Annotated in this window: 19 protein-coding genes; 9 read left to right on the top strand and 10 right to left on the bottom strand. The window is 65.4% G+C overall.

All coding sequences use genetic code 11. From position 1 onward, the window contains the following. Positions 1 to 2 precede the first annotated feature (2 nt). Positions 3 to 965, top strand: a complete 963-nt coding sequence (locus NMQ09_RS10175; RefSeq protein WP_255194474.1) for a TIGR03557 family F420-dependent LLM class oxidoreductase — start codon at positions 3 to 5, stop codon at positions 963 to 965. A 28-nt stretch (positions 966 to 993) separates the two neighbouring features. On the opposite strand, the gene NMQ09_RS10170 is transcribed toward NMQ09_RS10175, so the two are convergent. The 3 genes from NMQ09_RS10170 to NMQ09_RS10160 form a co-directional block, all read right to left on the bottom strand. After that, positions 994 to 1,158, bottom strand: a complete 165-nt coding sequence (locus tag NMQ09_RS10170) for a hypothetical protein (RefSeq protein ID WP_255194473.1) — start codon at positions 1,156 to 1,158, stop codon at positions 994 to 996. Between the two features lie 501 nt (positions 1,159 to 1,659). After that, positions 1,660 to 3,096: a heme o synthase gene (locus tag NMQ09_RS10165; RefSeq protein ID WP_255194472.1), complete on the bottom strand. Its 1,437-nt coding sequence runs from the start codon at positions 3,094 to 3,096 to the stop codon at positions 1,660 to 1,662. A gap of 131 nt (positions 3,097 to 3,227) precedes the next feature. Continuing rightward, on the bottom strand, positions 3,228 to 3,509 hold the full coding sequence (locus NMQ09_RS10160) for a DUF7111 family protein (protein WP_255194471.1): 282 nt from the start codon (positions 3,507 to 3,509) through the stop codon (positions 3,228 to 3,230). Positions 3,510 to 3,629: 120 nt separating this feature from the next. On the opposite strand from NMQ09_RS10160, the gene NMQ09_RS10155 reads away from it, so the two are divergent. Both NMQ09_RS10155 and NMQ09_RS10150 read left to right on the top strand, forming a co-directional pair. Continuing rightward, on the top strand, positions 3,630 to 4,547 hold the full coding sequence (locus NMQ09_RS10155) for a DUF3267 domain-containing protein (protein WP_255194470.1): 918 nt from the start codon (positions 3,630 to 3,632) through the stop codon (positions 4,545 to 4,547). A 36-nt stretch (positions 4,548 to 4,583) separates the two neighbouring features. Further along, a complete protein-coding gene (locus NMQ09_RS10150) occupies positions 4,584 to 4,889 on the top strand; it encodes a PadR family transcriptional regulator (protein WP_255194469.1) in 306 nt (101 codons plus the stop codon). 28 nt (positions 4,890 to 4,917) lie between these two features. Here the strand turns inward: NMQ09_RS10150 and NMQ09_RS10145 are convergent, their stop codons facing one another. Further along, positions 4,918 to 6,219, bottom strand: a complete 1,302-nt coding sequence (locus tag NMQ09_RS10145; RefSeq protein ID WP_255194468.1) for a digeranylgeranylglycerophospholipid reductase — start codon at positions 6,217 to 6,219, stop codon at positions 4,918 to 4,920. A gap of 88 nt (positions 6,220 to 6,307) precedes the next feature. Next, the gene (locus NMQ09_RS10140; protein ID WP_255194467.1) at positions 6,308 to 7,450 is read right to left on the bottom strand and encodes an acyl-CoA dehydrogenase; all 1,143 of its coding nucleotides are present in this window, start codon (positions 7,448 to 7,450) and stop codon (positions 6,308 to 6,310) included. 129 nt (positions 7,451 to 7,579) lie between these two features. Here NMQ09_RS10140 and NMQ09_RS10135 point away from each other — a divergent pair, with 129 nt between their 5' ends. After that, entirely contained in the window at positions 7,580 to 8,626 is a 1,047-nt protein-coding gene (locus NMQ09_RS10135) for a phytoene/squalene synthase family protein (RefSeq protein WP_255194466.1), read from the top strand. Here NMQ09_RS10135 and NMQ09_RS10130 read toward each other — a convergent pair whose 3' ends face one another. Beyond that, positions 8,627 to 9,964, bottom strand: coding sequence for a hypothetical protein (locus NMQ09_RS10130; RefSeq protein WP_255194465.1), 1,338 nt, complete (start codon positions 9,962 to 9,964; stop codon positions 8,627 to 8,629). A gap of 99 nt (positions 9,965 to 10,063) precedes the next feature. Beyond that, the gene (locus NMQ09_RS10125) at positions 10,064 to 10,918 is read right to left on the bottom strand and encodes a 3-hydroxyacyl-CoA dehydrogenase family protein (RefSeq protein WP_255194464.1); all 855 of its coding nucleotides are present in this window, start codon (positions 10,916 to 10,918) and stop codon (positions 10,064 to 10,066) included. 183 nt (positions 10,919 to 11,101) lie between these two features. Between NMQ09_RS10125 and NMQ09_RS10120 the strand changes: the two genes are divergently transcribed. The 3 genes from NMQ09_RS10120 (at position 11,102) to NMQ09_RS10110 (ending at position 15,052) form a co-directional block, all read left to right on the top strand. Continuing rightward, positions 11,102 to 11,659 carry a DUF7409 domain-containing protein gene (locus NMQ09_RS10120; RefSeq protein ID WP_425607264.1) on the top strand — a complete coding sequence of 186 codons (558 nt, stop codon included), beginning with the start codon at positions 11,102 to 11,104 and terminating at the stop codon, positions 11,657 to 11,659. Between the two features lie 374 nt (positions 11,660 to 12,033). Beyond that, complete coding sequence (locus NMQ09_RS10115) at positions 12,034 to 13,968, top strand: hypothetical protein (RefSeq protein WP_255194462.1); 1,935 nt, start codon at positions 12,034 to 12,036, stop codon at positions 13,966 to 13,968. Between the two features lie 31 nt (positions 13,969 to 13,999). Next, on the top strand, positions 14,000 to 15,052 hold the full coding sequence (locus tag NMQ09_RS10110) for a hypothetical protein (protein WP_255194461.1): 1,053 nt from the start codon (positions 14,000 to 14,002) through the stop codon (positions 15,050 to 15,052). A gap of 184 nt (positions 15,053 to 15,236) precedes the next feature. Here NMQ09_RS10110 and NMQ09_RS10105 read toward each other — a convergent pair whose 3' ends face one another. Then, positions 15,237 to 15,620: a Zn-ribbon domain-containing OB-fold protein gene (locus NMQ09_RS10105; protein WP_255194460.1), complete on the bottom strand. Its 384-nt coding sequence runs from the start codon at positions 15,618 to 15,620 to the stop codon at positions 15,237 to 15,239. 106 nt (positions 15,621 to 15,726) lie between these two features. Then, on the bottom strand, positions 15,727 to 16,893 hold the full coding sequence (locus tag NMQ09_RS10100; protein ID WP_255194459.1) for a thiolase domain-containing protein: 1,167 nt from the start codon (positions 16,891 to 16,893) through the stop codon (positions 15,727 to 15,729). Between the two features lie 134 nt (positions 16,894 to 17,027). On the opposite strand from NMQ09_RS10100, the gene NMQ09_RS10095 reads away from it, so the two are divergent. Beyond that, positions 17,028 to 18,098, top strand: a complete 1,071-nt coding sequence (locus tag NMQ09_RS10095; protein ID WP_255194458.1) for a M42 family metallopeptidase — start codon at positions 17,028 to 17,030, stop codon at positions 18,096 to 18,098. Between the two features lie 24 nt (positions 18,099 to 18,122). Here the strand turns inward: NMQ09_RS10095 and NMQ09_RS10090 are convergent, their stop codons facing one another. Continuing rightward, positions 18,123 to 18,371: a hypothetical protein gene (locus NMQ09_RS10090; RefSeq protein ID WP_255194457.1), complete on the bottom strand. Its 249-nt coding sequence runs from the start codon at positions 18,369 to 18,371 to the stop codon at positions 18,123 to 18,125. Positions 18,372 to 18,607: 236 nt separating this feature from the next. Here NMQ09_RS10090 and NMQ09_RS10085 point away from each other — a divergent pair, with 236 nt between their 5' ends. Further along, positions 18,608 to 19,861, top strand: a complete 1,254-nt coding sequence (locus tag NMQ09_RS10085; RefSeq protein WP_255194456.1) for an ABC transporter substrate-binding protein — start codon at positions 18,608 to 18,610, stop codon at positions 19,859 to 19,861. Positions 19,862 to 19,931: the final 70 nt, after the last annotated feature.

Below are 19,931 nucleotides of genomic sequence, written 5' to 3'. Positions count from 1 at the left end.
CGATGACAGACGCACAGATCGGCTACACCCTCTCGAGTGAAGAACACCCCCCGAACGACCTCGTCCGAAACGCCGTCCGTTCCGAGGCGGTCGGCTTCGACTTCGCGTCGATCTCCGACCACTTCCACCCCTGGACCTCGACGCAGGGGAACTCGCCGTTCGTCTGGAGCGTGCTGGGGGCAATCGCCCACGCGACCGACGACCTCGACGTCGGTGTCGGGGTCACCTGTCCCACTATCCGAATGCACCCCGCAATCTGCGCCCACGCCGTGGCCACCGTCGCCGCGATGTTCGAGGGCCGCTTTACCTTCGGCGTCGGAACCGGCGAGAACTTAAACGAGCACGTCCTCGGCGACCGCTGGCCCGAACACGACGTCCGCCTCGAGCTGCTCGAGGAGGCGATGGAGCTGATGGACGCCCTCTGGGAAGGTGAGAACACGAGCCACCGTGGGAAACACTACACCGTCGAGAACGCCCGCCTCTACACCCTCCCCGAGGAGAAGCCGCCGGTGGCCGTCTCGGCGTTCGGTCCGAAGACCGCGTGGATGGCCGCCGAGTACGGCGATGGGCTGTGGACCGTCGGCATCAAGGAGGACGTGCTCGAGGCCTACGAGGACGCCGGCGGCGAGGGACCGACGTACACCCAGCTCGACGTCTGTTACGCCGAAACTGAGGAGGAAGCGATCGAGACGGTCCTCGAGCACTGGCCGAACACGGCCCTTCCCGGTGAACTCAGTCAGGAGCTACCGACGCCAGCCCACTTCGAGCAGGCAGCGCAGATGGTCGAGTACGAAGACATCGCCGAGGGGGCGACGGTGACGAGTCCAGAGCCGGCGGATCACCTCGAGAGTATCCACGAGGCGATCGATGCCGGGTTCGACCACGTCTACGTCCACCAGATTGGGCCGGACCAGGACTCGTTCTTCGAGTGCTACGAGGAATCGGTGCTGCCGGAACTCGACTGAGAACCGGGCGGTCGGCGAACGGCCGTCGTCACCGGTGGTCGGTCGCGCCGTGGTCGACTCGAGTCGGCTTGATTCGGCCGTGGGCCTCGAGTTCGTGGGCGTTCACGCGGCGACGGAGGTCGGCGACCGAGCTGACGAGGAAGTACGTTTCACAGACGGCACACTTGTCGACGACGAGCGTCTCTTCGGACATGGTGGGGGTACGAGTGTAGCACGCGGGCGAGGAAGCCGAGGTCGACGGCCGATATCCGTCCGAGGGCGGCTGAACACCGTATCACGGCTTCGGGAGGCGTACTCGCCGTAGGGTTAGCCTACTCTTACATATGGGTTTCTATCTCTATGGAAACCGCTTATTTATCAGTTCAAAACTCGAGAAGTACATGAGGCGTGAACGGTTTCGGCGATCGAACGTGGCCACAATAGCCACCCGTTCACGGTGAATCAGCCAGGGGCGGGAGAGGTCGATGGCCCAGACGACCAGCCGCTCGACAACGACGTCGTGGACGACGGCTGCGACGGCTGTGCGGATCTGGACGACACCGTCTCCCCGTACTCGCGGCTCGCTGGCGCAGTGTTGACAGGGAATGGCGACCTTCCGAAGGAGTTCGTCGACGTTCCGATCGGCACGCAGAGGAGTCGACGAGGTGGTCGGGTGGTTCGAGTCCGCTCGAGGCGTCGACGAATAACCGACGCGCTAGAGGAACGGTCCGGTGAGCACGTACGCGTCGACGACGATCGCGACGAGCACGGCCCCGAGGAAGGCGTTCGAAGCGTGGAACGCCCGGAACGCGGCGGCTTCGGTCTGCTCGAAGTGGAGCCGGACGGCGAACCAGAGGAAGACCCCGCCGAAGACGACGACGGCGGCGGCGTAGACGGCGCCGAGCGTGGTAATCCAGGCGAGGGCGATCGCGCCGACGAGCGTCGCGGCGATGTAGTAGACGATGTGTTTTCGGGTCTCGGTCTCGCCGCGAACGACGGGCATCATCGGGAAGCCGCCGCGGGCGTAGTCGTCCTTGTACGCCAGCGCGAGGTTGTAGAAGTGTGCGGGCGTCCAGAGGAAGATGACGCCGGCGAGCGCGAGCGCGGGAAGGCCGATCTCGTTCGTCACGGCCGCCCAGCCGATCAGGGCCGGGAGTGCCCCGGCCGCTCCGCCGATGACCGTGTTCTGGACCGTGTTGGGTTTGAGCAACAGCGTGTAGACGACGCTGTAAAATAAGATTGCGGCCAGCCCGAGCGCCGCGGCAAGGGCGTTGATCGTCAGGAAGACCGACAGCGACGCCGCGGTGAGAAAGAGCCCGAACAACAGCGCGTTGCGGACGGGGACGAGGTCGGTCGCGAGTGGCCGGTCGGACGTCCGGGACATCCGCTGGTCGACGTCGCGCTCTAAGACATTATTGAACGTCCCCGACGCGCCGATCGCGAGCACGCCGCCGAGCAGCGTCGCGCCGACCGTGTAGGCGTCGAGTGCCGGCCCTGCCGCGAGCGCCATGCCGGCGGCGGCGACGAGACAGAGCAGCCACATCAGCCGCGGCTTCATCATCTCGAGGTACGCCGCGGCCGTGAGCTTCGCGCGAGCGAGGCGGCCCGATGGCAGGCTTCGGGTGGGGGCCGGCTCCTCCTCGAGCGGGAGCGGCTCGGGCGAGACGTCGATCGCGTCGTCGTCGCTCCCGGTGGTCGCCTCGAGGTCCCACGCGAGCGCGAGAACGACGACGGTGAAGACGACGATACCGAGCGCGAGGTGGAGGCCGGGTACGATGGCCGCAGGCCCCATCGTCGCCGTAACTGCGCCGACGCCGATCTGGACCGCGTAGAGGGCGACGCCGGCGACGAGGGCGTACCGGACGCGACTCGAGCCGTCGCCGAGCCAGGCGGCGGCCGTCGAGGCGACGACGAGCAGCCCGACGATGACGGCCGCGAGTCGGTGGCTCCAGACGATGGTGAGCTCCGTCTGGCTCAGCGGGTCCGCAGGCGTGTGACAGAGCGGCCACGTCGTACACGAGGAGGCCGCGCCGGTGAGCGACGTGGTCGCGCCGACGACGAGCAGGAGGTAGACGCCGAGCGCAGTCGCTGCGAGCAGTCCCGAAAAACGCGTTCGTGTCCCGATTGGCCGGGGGAAGGGGTCCGATGCCACGGCTAGCTCTAGTGGGGGGATTCGGCCGACTGTACTTATCTGTCCCGTTTTCGACGGTCAAACTACTCGTAGCCCGCCGACGAAGCGACGCCAGGGAGCCGGTGGGGGGACGAACGGCTACTCGAGTCGGCTCACATCCCAAGGTCTTCGGCCGGTTCGGGAACTGGCAGATCGGTGGGCGAAACGCCCAGCAACTCCGCCGCGTGGTCGAGCGCCATGTCGAAGCCGTAGTAGCGCTCGAGTTCGTCCCCGTCGACCGTCGGCCGAACTTTCAGCATGGCGTAGCCGTCGACGTTCTGGGCGATGGCGGCCGTTCGATTCCCCCGTTCGAACTCGAGGCGGCGTTCGGCGTCGGTTTCGGTGTACGTCGCGATGACGTCGTTCTCCTCGAGGGTGTGTGCACCGTCGGTCATACACGTTCTTGCGGCGTCGGCGAAGGCCAAGCTATCGGTTTCGACCGGCAGAACGCCAGTTCGACGGGTCAGCGAACCGACATCGACATCGCTTTTACGCTCGTCCCGCGAGTGCTGACCGTGTCGTCCGCCGAGCCGACCGAACGCCAGCCGCTCGCCTCGGTCAGGGTCACGCGCTCGGTCGCCGTCCGACTCGGCGTGGTCTCGACGGCCTCGTTCTTCTGGTCCGTCGCCCTCCTGGGGGTCGTCCTCGAGGTGATCACCGGCCGCGCCCTCGAGCCGATCACGGTGGTCGCTTCCTCGCCGCTCGAGTTGCTCGTCGGCGTCCTGTTCGTGATCGTCCTGCTGGTGCTCGTCGTCGTCCCGCACGAGTTGCTCCACGGGCTGGCCATGACGCGCTACGGGGCGGCACCGAGCTACGGCGTCGGCGTCTCGGGGTTCGTCAGGCCACACGCCTACGTGCAGAGCTCGGAGCTGGCGTTCACGCGAAACCAGTTACTCGTGATCTTGCTCATCCCGTTCGTCGTCATCACGGCCACCGGGCTCGTTCTCCTGGCCGTCGTCCAGTCACCACTGCTGCTCGTCCCGATCGCAGCGAACGTCGCCGGCTCCGTCAGCGATCTCTGGATGGCCGCCGCCATCCTGCGATATCCCTCGAGCGCCCGCATCGCGGGATTGCCGACGGACCGGGGGCAAGGACTTGCCGTGTACGACGCGGCTAGCCGCCGATCCAGCCGCCGACGCTCGCTCGAGCGACGTCTCGCGGCGTTCGTCACGGGAGCGGCCGTGACGTTTACGCTGCTCGTGTTCGGCCTGTTTACGGTGGTGGTTACCTCGCTCATCGTCGGCTCCGGCGACGTCGTCCTCGGCGACCCCGGCGGGACGTGGTTTCTTCTCCGACACGAACTCGATCCCGATGAGTACGCCGTCTCGGTCGAACTCGGCGGCCCCGTGCTGGTCGCGTCGTCGACGCTTGGCGGGCTCGCCTGGGCCGCAGGTTCAGCGGTCGTTCACGCAGTTTCCCGCGCCGAATCGTAAGGCTCGAGCCACGCTCGAACGAACTGGCCACCCATCATGACCAGGTGGCTCCAGAGCGGCCGACGACGCGACATGTGTTATCTGCTCGTTGCCGAGGGCGAACTACGCGGCCAGCAACTGAAGTCGCGACTCGAGTCTCACTACGACGAACGACTCGAGCCGAAGTCGTTCTACGGCTCGCTGTCGGCGCTCGTCGACGGCGGGTTCGTCGAGAAACGGGCCGATGGCATCCACGACGCCTACGCGCTCACCGAAGCGGGCGAGCGGCGCCTCCGCAAGCACGTCGCGTGGGTGGAGGGGTGTCTCGAGGACGCAGCCGACCGGCCGCCACGGGAGCCGTGAACCGCGACGGGCGAGCGTCCGCTCGCGGTCAGTCGAACCGGCCCGGGCTCGCACCCGCCGTGCGCTCGAGCGTTCGGTCGAGAGCCGACGGGAGTTCGATCCCGCGACGGTTCTGCAGGTAGCGCGCCAGCAGCGGCAGGTCCTCGAGGTGGAGGAGTTTCGCGATCGCCCGCTTGTTCCCCCGGTTGGCCTTCGCCAGCGTGTTTTCGTCGAGTCGGCGAAGGTCGGCCATCAGCCGGTCGTAGCGCTCGTTGGGCGCGAGATAGAGCAGCTCAGTCATGAGCAGCCGGGTGGACATCTGCGGGGCGACGTCCCGGTGCCACAGTTTGTCGTACAGCGCCATCTGCTCGGCGGAGGTGTCCTCGACGCCCTTGTCGAGGCAGGCGTCGACCGTCGCCGCCGCGGCACGGGCGGACTTCATACCCTTGTGGATACCCTCGCCCCAGAGCGGATCGACCGTCGGGACCGTGTCACCGATCGCCATGAAGTTGTCCGTGCTCAGCCGCTCTCCGGGCAGCTGGATGTGCGCAGAGCCCCGATGCTGGACGCCCTCGATCCGTTCGGCGTCGCGGAATCGGGGGTCAGTCTCGAGCCAGAACTCGAGGTAATCGTCGATGCCGAAACTCTCGCGAGCGTTCTGCCGGTGGCTCTCGTTCTGGATGTAACAGAGGCCGACCTTCGCGGTGTCCTCGCCGGTGTGGAAGATCCAGGAGTAGCCACCTGGGGCGAGGTTGTGGTCGAGCCGGAGCATCATCGCGTCGGTCAGGTCGGCGAAGCCGGGGTGGTCGACGTGGATCCCCTCGAGTTCGTACTCGACGCCGATGGCGTGATTCTCCCGTTTGAGGTCGCTCACGCCGAGGGCCTTCGCCAGCGGCGCGCTCGGACCGGTCGCGTCGACGACGATCTTCCCGTAGACCTCCTCGTCGCCGTTGTACCGGACGCCGACGATCTCCCCGTTTTCCATGATGGGCGCCGTAACGCGGGCGTCGAAGCGATACTCCGCGCCGTCGGCACGGCCGTCTTCGACCAGGAACCGTTTGAAGTCGGCGAACTCGAGGACGGCGCCGGCCTGTTCCTGGACGAAGTGATCGTTCGGCGACTCGAGGACGACGGCGTCGGTGTAGTTCATGACGACGTCGTCGGGGATGGAAAACGCCGTCATCATCGACGGGAACGTCCCGGCAGTCGACTTGTTGCTCGTCCGTGGGAACTCGGCTTCGCGTTCGGTCTCGAGAACGACGACGTCGTAGCCTCGAGCGGCCAGGTCGCGTGCGCACTGTGCGCCGGCGGGTCCGGCCCCGGCGACGATCACGTCGTATTCGTCAGTCATACCTGAGTTACTGTGCTGGACGATAATCTGTCTTCGCTATACGTTCGACCGAAACGGATGTTAACGCACGTCGAGGTGTGGGTCGTCATCAGCGGAGGAGCTGGTCGCCGATGGTGTTTCGGAGGACCTCGCTCGTGCCCTCGTAGATCTCGTTGAGCTTGGCGTCGCGGTAGAACCGCTCGGCGGGGAAATCCTTGGTGTAGCCGTAGCCGCCGTGGATCTGGATCCCCTCGTTGGCCACCTCGCGGCTCACTTCGGAGGCATACAGCTTCGCCTGGGCGGCCTCCTTGATGTAGTCTTCGCCGCGGATCTTGTTGTCGGCGGCCTTGTGCATGAGCAGTTTGGCGGCCTGGATCTTCGTGTCCATGTCCGCGAGCTTGTGCTTGATCGACTGGAACTCGCCGATGGGCTGGCCGAACTGCTCGCGCTCGCTGGCGTAGTCACGGGCCTCCTCGAAGGCGGCGCGGGCGATGCCGATGCTGCGAGCGGCGATCGTGATGCGGCCACCGTTTAACGTCTTCAATGCCTGAACGAAGCCGTCGCCCTCTTCGCCGAGCAGCCGGTCTTCGGACAGTCGGAGGTCGTCGAACCGAAGTTCGGCGGTGGGACAGCCCTTGTCGCCGAGTTTCTCCTCCGTGCCCTCGACGTAGAAGCCGTCGTCCTCGTCGGGGCGGACGATAAACGAGGAGATGCCCTTGTTGCCTGCATCGGGGTCGGTCTTCGCGAAGACGGTGACCGTGTCGGCGACCGAGCCGTTCGAGATCCAGAGCTTGCCGCCGTTGAGGACGTACTCGTCGCCGTCGCGTTCGGCTGTCGTGTCCATCGCCGGGACGTCACTTCCCGCGCCGGCCTCCGAGAGCGCGAACGCGCCGACGTCGATTCCCTCGGCCAGCGGCGTCAGATACTGCTCTTTCTGGGCTTCGTCGCCGAACTCGTAGAGCATGTTGCCCGCCAGCGAGATGTGTGCAGCGACGATCGTCCCAATGCCGCCCGAGCCACGGGAAATCTCCTCGAGGCCGATCGCGTAGGAGTGATAATCGAGGCCGGCCCCGCCGTACTCCTCGGGGAAGGGCATGCCCATCAGGCCAAGTTCGCCCATCTCGGCGACGAGGTCGTGGGGGAACTCGTCGTCGTGGTCGATCTCACTCGCAACGGGGACGATCTCCTCGTCGACGAACTCGGCAACCATGTCCCTGATCTGCTCCTGTTCGGGGGAGAGCGTAAAGTCCATGCGAGAGCTATCGCGTGGTCAGTTCTTTATTGTTGTCTTCATCGGCGTTCGCGTTCGCGGGCGGGATCGAAAGTATTCCGCCGGGACCGGGGTGTTTTTCCGGGATGCGCTCGAAAGGGTCGCAAGTAGATGACAACGGGCCAGCCCGAACGGACAACTGAAGCCGACCTGGAGTGGTGTTACGAGGCGGTACACGGTGTTTCACGGACGTTTTCGATCACGATCGACCGGCTCGAGGAGCCGATGGCGAGACACATCTGCCTCGGCTACCTCCTCTGTCGAATCGCCGACACGATCGAGGACGCAGGACACATCCCCCCGGGGGTGCAGACGGATCTCCTCTCGACGTACGACCAGCTGCTCGATCCCGACGACCCGACCACGGTCGAGGCGTTCATGGCCGACGTCGAGCCGTGGATCCCCGAGGAGCCGAACACCGACTGGGAGGTCGTCGCCCGAACTCCGCGAGTGCTCCGAACGTTCGAATCGCTCGAGGGTGAGCCCCGCGAGATCATGCGCGAGCCCGTCCGGGAACTCGTCGACGGGATGGCGATGTTCACCGCCCGCTACGCGGACGAAGGTGGCCTCCGCCTTCAGACGCTCGAGGAACTCGAGGAGTACTGCTGGTACGCGGCGGGCACCGTCGGCACGCTCATCACGGGACTGGTCTCCCGCGGCGCGTCGCCCGATCGCGCCGAGGAGCTCCGGAACAACGCCCGGTCGTTCGCCCTGCTCCTCCAGCTCGTCAACATCGCCAAGGACGTCGAGCGTGACTATCACGAGGAGAACAACGTCTATCTCCCCGCCGAGTGGCTCGAAGAAGAGAACGTCGACGTCGAGGCCGTCACCTGCGAGGAGAACCACCACGGTGTGACGAACGTCATCCGCCGGGTGACAGGTCGTGCCGAAGGCTACCTCGACGACGCCCAGCACTACCTCGAGGTGCTCCCCGAACACCGCGGCAACACGCTCTCGGCCTGGGCAATCCCCTACCTGCTCGCGGTCGGCACCCTCCGCGAGCTCCGTGAACGACCGGAGGACGTCCTGACGGAGGGCAACGTCAAGATCTCACGCGCGGAGGTGTTCGCCCTCCTCCAGCAGTTCGAGCAGGGCGTCTCCCGGACGCACGTCGGCGAGCTTCGAAACGAGATGGCCGAGCGGCCACTCCACGAGTAACTAGCCGGTCATCCCAGCCTCGTTTTCCACCGCCAGCGCTCGACCGACGACCGAGAGCGGGTAGCCAGCGGCAACGACGAGCACCGCCGTCGGAGCCAGAAAGAGGCCGTAGACGAGCGGGCTCAGCCCGAACACGTACACCGGGGCGATCGCGACCGCCGCCGCGAACGGACCGGCCACGACCGGACCGAACGCGAGGGCGGCGCCCCGACCACGCGCCATCGCGTGGCCGAACGGGAGAAACGCCGCGGCCGAGAGAACGAACGACGCCACGACGACGGCGCCGGCGGGACTGAGAACCAGCCAGCTCACCGTGCCGCTGCCCAGCGCGACGGCCACGGCGACGGCGAGAAGCGACCCGGTCCGGACGTCGCCCTCGAGCTGACGCACGATCGCACCGAGGACGGCGTATCCCGCCGCGCCCGCCGCCAACGCGACCGAATCCAGCGTGATCGGCTGCCCCGCGAGCGCGTACCCGACCAGCGGCGCCACGAGCACGCCGGCGATGCCAACGAGGACGATCCTCCGCCCGAGTTCGTCCACGTCGCGTCCGCAAACGCGAGCGTGGAGCCGTCGGAGTTTGCCGGCGCTGCGCTCGAGTCGCGTCGCCGCCAGCGCGCCCCCCGAGACGACGAGCGCCGGGATGACGCCGGCGAGCACGCCGTGTCTGACGGCCAGGGGACCGATCGCCGCGGCGATCGTCGCGTAGGAGGCGGCCGTCGTGGCGACGTCGTCGTCGGGTCCGTACGTCACCACGGTTTTGGAGTCGAAGTCGCTCGCCAGTGGTCCCGGATCGCCGCCGTCCCACGCCACCGCACCGTCCGCGAGGTGGCCGTCCGGCGGCCGGTTCGTCACCACGTGTCCGTCCGGTGGGTGGATCGTGACCCGCTCCCCGCCGACGTGGTAGCGCGTCGCCGTCCCGCCCGCGTAGAAGTAGTCGACGAGCCAGGTGTCGCCGACTCCCGGCCGCGCCACGTCCGCGACGGCGTACGTGACGACGACGTCGTCACCCTCGAGGTCGCCTTCGACGTCGGTCACCTCCTCACCCGTCACGTGGGAGAACGGAGCCCACGCCTCCTCAACCGCGGCCTCGAGCGCTTCGGGATCGTCGCGGTAGCGGTCGGCAGCGGTCGCGTCGACCGGGACGCGTTCGACCCACTCGGCGTCGCCGCTCTCCTCGAGGTAGACGTCGAGGGTTCCGGGGCCGGTGGCTCCCTCGAGGTCGCCGTCACAGACGGCACAGATGACGGTCGGTGGTGGTGCAGCGACGGCGAGGCCGACGATGCCGGCACCGATCACGACGCTCACGAGGACGAATGCGGCGAGTGGAGGGCGCATCACTCGGATAACTGAAACGGATTGATAAATATCCTTCGGCGACAGTATTCGTGGTCCGCCACGACCGGAGCCGTCGCGCTCGGCGATCGGCCGGCGCGGCTAGTCGTACTCGTAGAAGCCCTTTCCGGTCTTCTTGCCGAGTTCGCCCGCCTCGACCTTCCGCTTCAGCAGGTAGGCCGGCTTGTACCGGTCGCCAAGCTCCTCGTACAGCGTCTCCGAGGCGTGCAGACAGATGTCGAGTCCGATGTGGTCGGCGAGCGTGAGCGGCCCCATCGGGACGTTGGTGCCGAGTTCCATCCCCGCGTCGATATCCTCCTTGCTGGCGACGCCCTCGTCGTAGGCGCGGATGCCCTCGTTGAGCCAGGGCATCAGGATGCGGTTCGTGACGAATCCCGGCTTGTCGTCTGACTCCCAGGTCGTCTTCCCGAGGTCCTCGGCGAGGTCGTGCGCGAGGGAGACGACCGCTTCGTCGGTCTTCTGTCCGACGACGATCTCGACGCCCTCCATGATGGGCACCGGGTTCATGAAGTGAAGCCCGACGACGCGCTCGGGCGAGTCCGTGGCCGCGGCGATCGACGTGATCGAGAGCGTGCTCGTGTTCGTCGCGAGCAGCACGTCCTCGTCGACGACCGCCTCGAGGTCCTCGAAGATCTCTTTTTTCACGTCCATGTTCTCGAGGGCCGCCTCGACGACGACGTCACAGGCGGCGAGGTCGCCGAGCTCGGTCGTCCCCTCGATCCGTTCGACGATCGCCTCGGGGGACTCCTCGAGGACCCCTTTCTCGTCGAAGCGCGCCAGGCTCCCCTCGATGGTCTCGAAACCGTTCTGGACGAAGTCGTCCTCGATGTCGCGCATGACGACCTCGTAGCCGTTCGTGGCGGCGACCTGTGCGATGCCGCTCCCCATCGTGCCTGCGCCGACGACGCCAATTCGGTCGATGTTTTCACGAACCATATCCGGCTTTCTCCCGATCCGCTCGTAAGTGTACCGATGAACCCGTCGACGGCGTTCGAATCACCTCCTTCGACGGTCACTCACGCCGACCCAGATATCAACTCACCAACACACTCAAGACCGACGCAGGAGAGTAACGTTCAAGAGCCGATGGTTCGAGGTACGGACAGTCCGGTGACTCGTGTGAGCAAGGAAAACGTCGTCGAAGAATCCGGTGACGCCGTCACGACCGTCGACCCCGCCGCTCGCGCGGAACTCGAGGCGGCCGGCATTGCGCCCGAGGCGGTCGCGAACAAGGAGTGGTCCTACCGGTCGCTGCTCGACGTCGGCGTCGACGAATCGGTGGCGACCGCGCTCCGCCGACAGTTCTCCCTGCCGTGGTCGTTCGAGGCCGACGGCGATCTCGACCGACGCTCGAGTGAGGTCCGTGGCCTGGGCGAGCGAGAGCGCGAATGGGTCGCCGCCAGCGCAGACGAGGACTGGCAGGCGTTCGACGCCGTCAGAACTCGAGCCGAGGACGACGAGTCGGAGGAGCAAAAAGAGCGGCCGTATCCGCGGCCGACCCCGGTGACGGCCGTCACGGGCGTTAGTCCCGAAAACGCGGAGCGACTCGCTGAGGCGGGGATCATCTCCGCAGAGCGACTCGCGACGATCGACGCCGGCGAAGTCGCGAAGCTGCTCGAGCTGGACGTACTCCACGTCCGGATGTGGCGGTACAACGCACGCGAGTTGCTCAGCTGATAACGATGGTTGTAGTCTCGTACCGGTGATCGCCGTCCTGGTGGGGTGATCACTGATAAACAGTTACAACCGTCATTATGGCTGGTTCCCACCAGCAAGATAGCTGGCCTTCTGTACTGTACCGTCGGTGTTCTACGGGCAGATCACTCGTTTCTACCCGTGACCGTGGCCCCTCAGTACGTGTTCTCTTCTTGAACGACAGGGACCCACTCTCGTTCCTGTCGCTCGTACCCAACCTCCGATCTATTACCGCGCCAATTCACAGCCATCGGGAATAACCATAGATTATTTATAATGTCTCCTCGAATTAGTTTCTGTTGATGAAGTTGATGTGTTGTAATATGACGAGTCTTAATACAAGGAGAATACAATAAATGGACGATGAACTAGGGGGGAACCACACACCGCTCGAGGATCGGTTCGAGCGACGACGGTTCCTGAAGTACAGCGGCGCAGTTGCCGGGATCGGCCTCGGATCGACGTCTGCGGTCGCCGACGACACGGACGAGGCGGCCGAACCGGAGGGGACAGTCGCAGCGGAAACGACCGACGTAGAGACGACGAGCACCGAAATCGTCTATCCACACGAAGAGCTAACTCAAACGTGGTATTACACGATTTTCTGTCCCGGTTTGTACTGTGAGCCGGGACCGTTCACTGTCACGGGATTGCTGGAAGTCGAACACGTCGAGACGGGACTGTCCCACTCGTTCGACGAACAGAGCTGGACACAGGGATACGAAACAGTAGCACGAACCTGGGAGCTCGGGACGCCCACCGAGTGGGCCGATGCCCTCGGCCTCGAGCATCCGGAAGGCCAGTGGAACGTCAACGGAGAGATGTTGCGTGACGGCGTGCTCGTTGACTCCGAGACGGTTCCAATAGAAGTCGGCTGTCCGTTGAAACCAAAAATCGAGGCCAAACGGGACAGCATCGGGACCATTAGAACCATGGCGGAGGGGTTCGGACTCCCCCGTGAGTCGGTCGATCAAAACGCAGAAGCACTCCTCGACGGCGAAATCGCAGACGAAGACGATTGCGCCGATGCCGAAGACGAAGACGAACTCGAACAACTGGAGGAGGCTCTCGATCGGATGATCGCCGCTGAGGAGGTCACCGAACGGTCCACAGCCGTCGCGACCGAGCCCGGAGGTACCCTCGAGCGGATCGCCGGGCTCCTCGTCGAGGTCGCGAAAGCACAGGGTACCAAACTCATCAGACGGAAAGCTGGTGGCTTGACGCGACGGTTCGTCAACGGTGTCGTCACCCGAGTGGTCGAGGGACTGAACACCCTTCTCGACAGTTACGCTGGCCGTGGCGTTATCGACGAGAACGTGTTCAACACGATCCAGCGTCGCCTCAATAGCATCGCCATTTACACCGCTGCCACTGTCAGAGCGATCGACGATGGCGATCACGACTACTTCGATCCCGAAGACGAACCCTGGGAGAAGATCATCGACGAGGCGTTCGACGGTGGTGCCACCGCTGCAAAGCAAGCGGGCGACGGGCTCGGTATCACCGACGCTATCGAGAGTCGCCTCGAGGACGTCCCCGGTGACGCCTCCGACCCACAGACTGGTCTCGAGCAGCTGCTGTTCAAGGGATACTACGAGTCACCGTGGGTACCCGAGATGCACGTGCCAGCACCCAGTGAACTCGAGCTACCCGACGTCGACGTAACTGTCCAGTTACCAACGGGGTTCTTACCGGACTGGGGGCTGCCTCCTATCGACGACGAGATCACCATCAGTATGGAGACGCCGGCCATCCCGCTACCGGACGTGCCGGTGTTTACCGACGTCCACGAAGTCCGAACCAGTCTCGGAACGGATCCTGGAGAACCGTCGGGCGTCAATACTTCGATCGACGACCGGATGGCAGTTCTGGAACAGCGCCTGGAAGAGCTCCAGCAGCAGAACGCCACAGCCCGCGGGCACGTCAGAGACGTGTTCGCTGGTGGGATTGACGCGATTGATGACGTCGCTGACGCCATCCACGAGAATGCAGACTGGCTCGGAAGCAAAGTCGGATGGTTCGAAGATACGCTCTCGAACATGACGGCAGGGCTGTTGATCGCTTCGGGGCTGCTGTTCGTCACTATCAAGGGCATCCCCCTGGCAATCAAGGCGGCCGCGGTCGCGGTCAAAGCAGCGGTGTTCGGTGCGAAGCTAGCGGCGTTCCAAACGTTGATCGACCTGTTCCAGGCCTCCGTCGGTGCCGGGGTCACGCTGTACTACGCGAACCTCCACCACGTGGGTGTGACCGGACTCGTCGAGGACGATCTGGGAGGTGTTTCGCATGGGTGATCCTCGTCTAGAAGCGCTCTACGAGTGCTTGATGGCTAACGACGTCGAGGGTGCCCTGGAACTGTACGACGATGCGGAAACAGCCCTTCAGGTGCAGGCCGACCGTGAACGGGGGTTGCGAACGCTCGCACGAGGTATTACCGCCCGCACGGATGCAGCCAATCAAGCCAATCGAGCGGCGCACCAGCTGCTCGAGTCCGCTACTCAGGCCCAGTCTCACCGACTCGAGCACACGTTCGAGTGGCTCGCCTTTAGCGAGGGAGACCTCCCCGCAGAGGAGTTCGCCGCTCGAGTGGAGACGCTCATCGAGGCACACAGTGCAGTCAACCAGCGTGCAGAAAAGCTCCACGACCACAAACACCAGGTTCCGCTCCCACCGCTGGTCATGCTGTTCGGATCCGACCAGGTGACCGTTCCAAAAGGTGCACCTCTCGAGCTCACCTACACGCTGGAAAATCTCGGCTCCCGACGTGTCGAAACCGTCGACGTCGATGTTCAGCACGTCGAAGAGTTCGGTGAAGTCGTCTCCGACCTCGCCGTCGATCCAGCCACGATCAGCGAACTTACAGCGGGTTCGAGCGCGGACCTGACGGTTACCGGCACAGCCGCAGCGGCTCGTCACGGAGCCATCGAGCTAGACGCCGTGGGTGATGGCGTCACCGAGACAGCGACGACTGTCGTCGAAATCGTCGACAAAGCAGGATACCTCCAGCAGGCGCTGGAAGCGCTCCTGAGCCTCGAGGAAGCCGTCACGGACAAAACCGACTCGTCGGACCGTGGGCGGGGTAGCCAGGGAGGTATCCCGGGAATCCTCGCCAAGCTAGAGACGACCAGCCGACGGCTGAACGAGTTGCTGGATGAACTCGAAGAGTATGGCAACACTCACGACGGAGCCGGTGGTGGACAGCCGATTCACTCGATCGACAATCGGATCGAGTCGGCGATCAACGAACTGGAGGCTGTGCAAAACCAGCTCGACGGGCTCTCTGGATCACAGCTGACCGAAAAACAGGCGGTCACACTGCGAATCCACGCTGCCGACGTCGTTAGCCTGCTCGAAGCTGCCGGTAGCGCCGAGGTCTGATCTCCTGAAACACGACCGAACATGCATTTTTGACGTTTCGTGAACGCTGAGCGAAGTGCCTGGCCGCGAAATCACTGCAAGCTGGGGCGGCGAAACCACCGACCGGCTCGCACGGTCGAAATCGAACGGTCCGTCGCCGTTTCGCGACGGGCCCCTCGATCCGATCGGAACCGGCCTCGTGGCACTACCGCGGTCGGAGCGCCAGCACTCGATCGCCCGTCGTCTCCGACGTCGCAACCTCGAGTTCGACGGCCGTCCCCGTCTCGACGGCCGTCGGATCGACCCCGACGACCTGGCCGGTGATCCGCACGGGGCCGAAGTCGGCGACGCCGACGACGTAGGGCGCGTCGTCGGCGAACGATGGCGTCGGAACGTGCGTGATCGTGAACGTCGCGATTTCGCCCGCCGCCGGCAGCGGCGTCTCCTCGAGGTCGGTCGCGCCACAGTCGGGACAGACGCGACGGGGCGGCAGCGAGCCGTGCCCCTCGGGACACTCGAGATAGTAGGGCTCGCCCTCCTCGACGGCCTCGAGCCAGTCGTCGTAGCCGGCGTCTCGTGCGTCGCTCATTCTCTCACCTCCAGAGCGAAGCTCTGGCGTAATCGCATTCGCTCACGGCGTTCGCTCATGCGACCACCTCCAGAGCAAAGCTCTGGCGTAATCGCATTCACTCCGTTCATGCGACCACCTCCAGTACGTGAACGACCGCACTCGCGACCGTCCCACCCGCGTTGTGCGTCAGGCCGACCGTCGCGTCGTCGACGTGGTCGCTGTTGGGGTGGTCCCCGCGGAGCAGTGCCGTCAGCTCGGCGACCTGCGCCGCACCGGTCGCGCCGACGGGGTGACCCTTGGCTTTCAGCCCGCCCGAGAGGTTCACCGGGAGGTCGCCGTCGGCGGTCGTCAGCCCGTCTCGAGCGGCCGTGATCCCCTCGCCGACGGGCGCGAGGTCCAGCGCCTCGAGAGCGAGTACCTCGGCGATCGTGAAGCAGTCGTGGACCTCAGCGACCTCGACGTCCGCGGCACTGATCCCGGCGTCGGCGTACGCCTCCGCGCCCGCCTCGCGGGCTGCAGGCGACTGCGAGAGATGCGTTCGGTCCTGAAGGGCGATCCGGTCGCCGCCCTGTCCCGAGCCGGTGATTGCGACGGGGGCCTCGAGGTCGTGTTCGGCGGCGTAGGCCTCGCTCGTGAGGACGACCGCTGCGGCGCCGTCGGAGATTGGACAGGCGTCGTAGAGGCCGAGTGGTGCAGAAACCATCGGCGCCTCGAGGACGTCGTCGACCTCGATCGCGCGCCGATACTGGGCCTTCTCGTTCGGGACGGCGTTCTCGTGGTTCTTGACGGCGACGTGGGCGAGGTCCTCGCGCTCGCCGCCGAACTCCTCGAAGTACGCCTGGGCCATCAGCGCGTACGCACCGGGGAAGGTCACGCCCGCGCGAACCTCCCAGAGGTCGTCGGCGGCGATGGCGAGCGCTTCGGTCGCGCCGCCGGTGCCGAGGTTGGTCATGCGTTCGGCGCCGCCGACGAGGACGACGTCGTGCTCGCCATTGCGGATTCGGCTGACTGCCTCGCGGACGGCCACCCCGCCAGACGCGCAGGCTGACTCGAGCCGCGTCGCGGGGGCGTGCACGCCCGCCGCCTCGGCCATCAGCGGTCCCTGGTGGCCCTGGTGTTCGGCCAGTTCGCCCATGAAGTTGCCGTAGAAGAGCGCCTCGACGTCCTCACGCGGAACGCCTGCATCCTCGAACGCCTCGATACTCGCCTCCGCGAAGAGGTCACGCCCCGTTCGCTCGGGACTACTCCCGAACTCCGTGAGGCCGACGCCGGCTACTCGTACGTCGCTCATACACACGGTCTAGCAAACCGACCTGCTAAAAGCTCGCGGTTGACGTTCGAACCTCGAGACCCGTGTCGATCGGCCGTCACGACTGAACGGCCGCCTTCCGCAGGTTTATCACGGGAACTCGCCCAGAAACGGGCATGGCAGAGGAGACGCTCGACTTCGACCTGCTGACCGAACTGACCGAAGAACGCGGCGTCCCCGGCTACGAGGATCGGATCCGAGACGTCGTTCGACGCGAGTTCGAAGACTCGGTCGATACGGTCCGGACGGACGCGATGGGAAACGTCGTCGGCACGCTCGAGGGCGCCTCGGAGTACTCGGTCGCCGTCGCCGCCCACATGGACGAGATCGGCTTCATGGTCCGACACGTCACGAGCGACAAGGACGACACACACGGCTTCCTCAAGCTCGACCCGCTCGGCGGCTGGGATGCCCGCATCCTGAAAGCCCAGCGAGTCACCGTCCACACCGACGACGGCGACCTGCCAGGGATCATCGGCTCACCGCCGCCGCACACGCTGGACGAGGAGGAACGCGAGAAGACGCCCGACGTCGAGGACGTCTACGTCGACCTCGGGCTCCCGGCCGAGACCGCGAACGAACGGGTCTCCCCGGGTGACCTCGTAACCCTGGACGCGCGGACCGAACGCGTCGGCGACACCGTCACCGGGAAGGCGCTCGACGACCGCGTCTGCCTGTTCGCCATGCTCGAGGCCGCCCGCCGGATCGAAGCGCCGGACGTGACGATCCACTTCGCCGCCACCGTCCAGGAGGAAGTCGGCCTCCGCGGTGCCCGCGCGCTCGGCGTCGACATCGACCCGGATCTGGCGATCGCCCTCGACGTTACCGTCGCCAACGACGTGCCCGAGTTCAAGAAAGGCGAACACGTCACTCGGCTCGGCGAGGGAACAGCGATCAAGCTCAAAGACTCGAGCGTCATCACCAGCCCCAAGGTCCACAAGCGGCTGCGATCGGTGGCCGAAGCGCGCGGGATCGACTACCAGCTCGAGGTGCTCCCCGCCGGCGGCACCGACACCGCGGGCTTCCAGCACAGCTACGGCGCGAAACCTGTCGGTGCGATCTCGGTCCCAACGCGGTACCTCCACACGCCCACCGAGGCCGCTCACGTCGACGACGTCGCCGGAACGATCGACCTCCTCGAGGCGTTCCTCGAGACCGAAGACGGGAAGTTCGACTACACCCTTTGAGCCGGGATCGCCTCCTCCGATCGCTCAGGAGCGGTAGCGAACCGACACCACCGTGGAGACTACGTCCTGTCCCTCGAGCGTCTCGGTCGAGACGTTCATCCCGCGGACGCGGTCTTCACCGACGACGTCGTGGACGACCGATCGCAACTCGTCTGCCGGCGCGCCGCGCTCGAGGATCGTCACGCGGAGCTGGTCGCGGTTCTCGGTCGCCGATCCGACGTCGTAGCCCTGACTTTCGAACGCCGCTTTCAGTTCGGCTGGCAACTCGCTCATACGTGTGCGTAGCGGCCACTGGAAGGAAAACCCCCACACTCGAGGCAATCGAGGAGTCAATCGCAACCGAACCGGAAACGCATCCGAGAACCCTGATTCGCCCGTCTGCGGACAGAACCGTATTGTCGGAGCAGACAGTGTGTTTCGGTAACGTGCGCTAATGGTAAATTATCCGCGTAACTATCTATTAACGCTAGACACGTTTTTTGCCCTATTGTACAGTGCTAGCTAGCGTCATGGGAGAGAAGCGCACTACACGACGCACGTACCTGAAGGTGACTGGTGTGGCCGCCGGGATCGGACTGGCGGGCGGACCGGGCTACGTGGGAGCCGTTCGCGGCCTCCAGCAGGACATTCCGATGGGATCGATTCTCCCGATCACGGGCGAACTCGAGGCCTACGGTGCCGGCATGGAAGACGCCGTGAACCTCGCGGTCGAGCACGCGAACGAGGCTGGCGGACCCCTTGGCGCCGAGATCACGATCCACAACCGGGACAGCGAAACGCGTCCGGAGGCGGGCGTCGACCGATACGCGGGCCTCGTCGCAGAACAGAACATCGTCGGCTTCGTCGGCGCGGCCTCGAGCGGCGTCTCGGCGCCGATCGCCGAGGTCGTCGCCGACGATCGCGTGATGATGGTTAGCCCCGCGAGTACGAGCCCCATCTTCGCGGACCTGGGGTGGGTCGGCGACCTGAAGTACTTTGGCCGGACGGCGCCCAACGACGCCCAGCAGGGCGTCGTGATGGCTCGGACGATGGACGACTACCTCGAGGCAGACACCGCCGGCTTCCTGTACATCGACAACCCGTACGGGGAGGGCCTCGCGTCGGTCGCGGAGGAGAACTTCGAGGGCGAGACGGTGTCGTCCGTGGGCTACGATCCCGAAGCGACCGACTTCACGTCCACGCTCGACGCGCTGTTCGAGCCCGATCCGGACGCCATCGGGTTCATCGGCTACCCCGGAGAGGGGGAGACGATCATGATCCAGTGGGACGAGGGGGGCTACGGCGGCGAGTGGGTCCTCAGCGAGGGGCTGAACGACCCCGAGTTCATCGCCGGGCTCTCGGACCAGCTCGAGGGGTTCTACCTGACGACGCCCGACCCCGAAGAGACCGTCGGCGCGGAGGCGTTCGAAGAAACGTTCCCCCGCGACGAGGTCACGCTGTTCGCTCCACACTCCTACGACGCACTCTTCCTCCAGGCGCTGGCGATGCACGCTGGCGGCGAGCCGACGGGAGAGGCGATCGCGGCGAACATCCTCGACGTCGCCAACGAACCGGGTGAGGAGGTAACCGTCGGCGAGTTCGATCGGGCAGTCGAGCTCCTCGACGACGGCGAGGAGATCAAGTACATCGGCGCCTCGAGCCCGATCGAGATGACCGAGAACGTCGAGAACCTGAACCAGTTCGCAATCTTGCAGATCAGCGACGGCGAAACCGAATCGCTCGAGACGATCCCATCCGAGGAGTTCGAGGGGCTGATCGACTGATTCGGGAGCCGACATTCGTCGGGACCTCTCGTGGAACTGTCCGACGACGTTCGATCGAGGGAGTCGTCAC

This window comes from Natronobeatus ordinarius, assembly GCF_024362485.1.
Taxonomy (GTDB): domain Archaea; phylum Halobacteriota; class Halobacteria; order Halobacteriales; family Natrialbaceae; genus Natronobeatus; species Natronobeatus ordinarius.
Note: the sequence above shows the minus strand (reverse complement) of the source record. Positions and strands in the feature narration are given on the sequence as shown.